Here is a 3,626-nt window from a genome sequence, read left to right as displayed (position 1 = left end):
CGGGGATCAAAGCGCTCTCACAGGAGGGGGCACCATGAGCGGGAAGGCACGCCCGGAGACGGCGGCGGCCTTGTCAGCCGGCCCGACCCTGGAGTTCAAAGTCCACTTTCGGAACGGTGACAGAGGGCGTCGACGGTTGAAGAGGGGAGCCAGACCGACACCGCCATCTGTTAAACCAGGCCGAGTCCCGCGAATATCCCGCCTCATGGCCCTGGCAATCCGTTACGACGATCTAATTCGCCAAGGAATTGTAAAGGATTACGCCGATCTGGCCAGGCTAGGTGGTGTGAGCCGCGCGAGGGTCAGCCAGATCATGGATTTGCTGAGCCTTGCACCTGAGATCCAGGAGGAGATCTTGTTTCTTCCAAGAACGACGGATGGCCGGGATCAGGTGACCGAACACCATATCAGAAAGATCGTGATCGAAAGCAATTGGAAAATGCAAAAGGTTAGTTGGGCGCGGCTTTTCCACGACCAGTGCTGTCCAGTAGTCTAAGCTAGGATGTTACTTCTTAGGCTTTGTCTTTTTCTTGGGCGCGAACCATGGCCAGAAATACTCGGGGATGATTAGCTTTTCAGCTGTGCGCCTAAAATCTCGATGGAAGCGCTGGGGGTGGTCGTAAGCAAGGTCCGGATGCGCTCTGTTCCAGAGACGCATCAGTTCTCGCCATGACGGCACCGGATCATGCTTGTGAATCTGTTCTGAGACTTCATCCACCAGCATTAGATTTCGCTCGCTGAACCGATGACTTTGACGACCAGTCGATTGTTTTTGCAGGTATTGGTAAACGTTCATGAGGGTCTTCGGTGAGACCCATGGATCTACGGTGATTCGCAGACGCAAGCGATGATGGTCATGTCGCAGCATCCCCTCTGGCTCGACTTCAAGCGGACTGGACTGCGGAGGGTCCTCGGTAAGCACAAACCAGGTTGCGTCCTCCTCGTGCCATCCGAAAGCCTCTGTCAGCTCTAGACTCGCCTCACGCAGTTCAGCAAAGATCGATCCGGGCAGAACCGATGTCTGTGAACCTCGATGGAACCCTCGCTTCGGAGGAAGTGGAGTGAATCGATGACCCAGAATAGTGAGTTGTGGCGTCTTGTCATCATCCATGCGCAACCTTAGGTCTCTGTCGTAGGGAACGTCCAAGTTATGTCCCTTCCATTGGATCTCAATCATTGAGTTCTTGGGCGAGTACATCGGGCGCACTTGGCCGTTCTTGCCGTAGAAGACGATCCAGGAGTTTTGTCCGACCAACGGGATTTCATGCTTCTTGAAAAAGCTCAATCCGAAGATGCGAGGAGCCTCTGAATCCAATAGGACTCCAGCTTGCTTTGTGGTCAGGGTCTTTCCATCAAGGATTACTTTCCGGAAACGGAGTACTCCAGGTGCGTAAGCCGCCATGCGTGCCAGATAATTGGCTGTAACCTGGGCTCTCAGAATCTCTGCCTTCGGCAATAGAGCTTGGACCCTTGATTTTTGTACCCGGTTTCTTTTTCTACCAGGCTGATATCCAAGCAACATGGCGTTAAATTTGCGCGCCGCTTCGAGAAGATTGTCTAGTCCGCGCGGCTCGTGAGGAACTAAGGCATCGAGGACATAGGCGCCGTCCACCAGATATTTCCAGATTGGTTTTAATACCGGTCCCCTGAGTTCCTTTTCTAGCCATTTGCGGAGCTGTGTCTCCGTTGTTGGTTTATCCATGCGTATCCTCCACTCATATTTCATGAAGATACGATAGGATGGTACACAGGACAAGACAAAAGTGCATGGGTCTTTCAAGGGGGATCACTATGAACGACAAGCAACTACTCCGGCCAGCTGATATCGCACCTTTGTTGGGGGTAACGACAGGTCGCGTCTACCAATTAATTGCGGATGGTGTGATCCCATCGGTTCGAATCGGAAGGACACTCCGGATTCCTCGGGAGGCTTGGGAACGGTGGCTTGGGGGACATGCGGACCGGGCAATGCGATCTGTCCGGCATCAGAGCCCATCCTGATGGATACGTGAGTGTTGTTTTGGGGCGTCGCAAGTCATGAACTGGAGATTCCAAAAATGAGGAAGTCTACAATCAGCGCAAATAGGCAATGGCTTGTCGAAACCATGCAGCTTCTCAATTACGGAAGTATCCATGGACTCTTGGTTGTTGATGGTGAACCCTTTTCTGATCCTCCACCGCGGATAGTCCGAGAATTGAAAATTCCGGGTGATAACGATCCGCGACCCGAATGTCAGCTCACAGATTTTGAGCTTCAGACAGAGGTTATTCAATTCTTCAGCGAACTAGATCGTTTAGGTACCGGAACCATCGAGCGAATTGAAGTTCGGCATGGTAAACCTTTCAGAGTCTTTATTGAAAGTCCCATAAGAGAATCACAGCCGAAGTAACAGACTGCTGAGCTGGCCATGAAGTGGAGGCTCTAATGAATAGACATGAAATTCCTAGGGCGGATCCCGCTGGTGAAAATGGCGAGCCCGTCCTCGATCCACCGCCCAGAGTCGTGCGGGAGATCCGATTAGGCCGGGCTGGCCCTGGTCCCGCGAAGGGCAAGGATGACTTCCTTCTGAAGAAGCAGGTCATCGATCTGTTCGATGAGATGACCCGAGTCGACAATGGCCAAATTGAACGGATCGACATCCAGGGTGGCTTGCCGTTCCGGGTCTTTGTCGAATCATGAGCACGCTATCAGACACGCCGACCACCGGCATAAGGTTCGATGCTGTCCTCGACAGGCTGCAGGGAGTGCGGAGGACAACGTCGGGGGCGATGGCCCTTTGCCCGGCGCACAATGATAAAGACCCATCGCTGAGTATCTCGGAAGGTGAGGGCGGCCGGGTATTACTCAAATGCCATGCGGGATGTTCCTACGAAGAGATCCAACATGCTCTTGGCCTTGGACCAAACGACATTTCCAGGGATGAACGCCAAGCCCCAACGGCATGCAAATCAGAATCCGTTCAAGCCACTGGAGGCAGGCCCGAGCTGAGCACCTCCCCAGAATCCGAACCTGTCACAGTTTCAGCCCTGGCAGAGAAGACGGCCCTGCCCGAGGAATACCTCCGCCAACTTGGTCTTCGGGATAATCCATCCGGGCGGGTCGCCGTCCCATATTTTGATGCCGGGGGACGAGAAATCATGATCAAGTGGCGTGCTTCTCTGAACGGCAAGCCAAAATACAACCACAACACAGGCGACTCGGCTAGGGTCTATGGTCTGAACTGGTTGGCGCAACGGGAAGACAAGTGTTTCGTCGTGCTCGTTGAGGGTGAGTCCTGCACCTGGACCCTGCTCCATTATGACTACCCTGTCCTTGGTATACCCGGGGCATCCAATGCGGAGAAATTGGAACTTGTCCACATTCGGGATGTGCCCTACATCTACATCGTTCAGGAGCGGGATGATGCAGGCTGCCAGTTTGTTGATGGTTTGTCAAAGCGGTTGCGAGCCTTGCATTGGGTCGGGGACGTATTTATCTTGCAGCCACCGGAGGGCATCAAGGACACAAATGATTGGTATAAGTCCGATCCCGATGGTTTTAGATCCTGCTTCGAGAAAGCCCTTGAGGATGCTGCTCCGCTGGATTATTTCCCCGATCCATTCAAGGGTGCGATATTGGATTGCGG

At 53.3% G+C, this 3,626-nt stretch carries 6 protein-coding genes; 5 read left to right on the top strand and 1 reads right to left on the bottom strand.

Going from position 1 to position 3,626, the window contains the following annotated elements:
- Positions 1-136: 136 nt before the first annotated feature.
- Complete coding sequence (locus KJ970_13935; GenBank protein ID MBU2692015.1) at positions 137-496, top strand: hypothetical protein; 360 nt, start codon at positions 137-139, stop codon at positions 494-496.
- A gap of 9 nt (positions 497-505) precedes the next feature.
- Here KJ970_13935 and KJ970_13930 read toward each other — a convergent pair whose 3' ends face one another.
- A complete protein-coding gene (locus tag KJ970_13930) occupies positions 506-1,702 on the bottom strand; it encodes a hypothetical protein (protein MBU2692014.1) in 1,197 nt (398 codons plus the stop codon).
- A gap of 89 nt (positions 1,703-1,791) precedes the next feature.
- On the opposite strand from KJ970_13930, the gene KJ970_13925 reads away from it, so the two are divergent.
- The 4 genes from KJ970_13925 to KJ970_13910 form a co-directional block, all read left to right on the top strand.
- Positions 1,792-2,001: an excisionase family DNA-binding protein gene (locus KJ970_13925; GenBank protein MBU2692013.1), complete on the top strand. Its 210-nt coding sequence runs from the start codon at positions 1,792-1,794 to the stop codon at positions 1,999-2,001.
- 56 nt (positions 2,002-2,057) lie between these two features.
- The gene (locus KJ970_13920) at positions 2,058-2,390 is read left to right on the top strand and encodes a hypothetical protein (GenBank protein MBU2692012.1); all 333 of its coding nucleotides are present in this window, start codon (positions 2,058-2,060) and stop codon (positions 2,388-2,390) included.
- A gap of 35 nt (positions 2,391-2,425) precedes the next feature.
- A complete protein-coding gene (locus KJ970_13915) occupies positions 2,426-2,680 on the top strand; it encodes a hypothetical protein (protein MBU2692011.1) in 255 nt (84 codons plus the stop codon).
- Positions 2,677-3,626: hypothetical protein (locus tag KJ970_13910; protein ID MBU2692010.1), on the top strand; the 950-nt coding region annotated here is incomplete at its 3' end. The genes KJ970_13915 and KJ970_13910, both read left to right, overlap by 4 nt.

It is taken from the genome of Candidatus Eisenbacteria bacterium (genome assembly GCA_018831195.1).
Taxonomy (GTDB): Bacteria; Eisenbacteria; RBG-16-71-46; order CAIMUX01; family JAHJDP01; genus JAHJDP01.
Note: the sequence above shows the minus strand (reverse complement) of the source record. Positions and strands in the feature narration are given on the sequence as shown.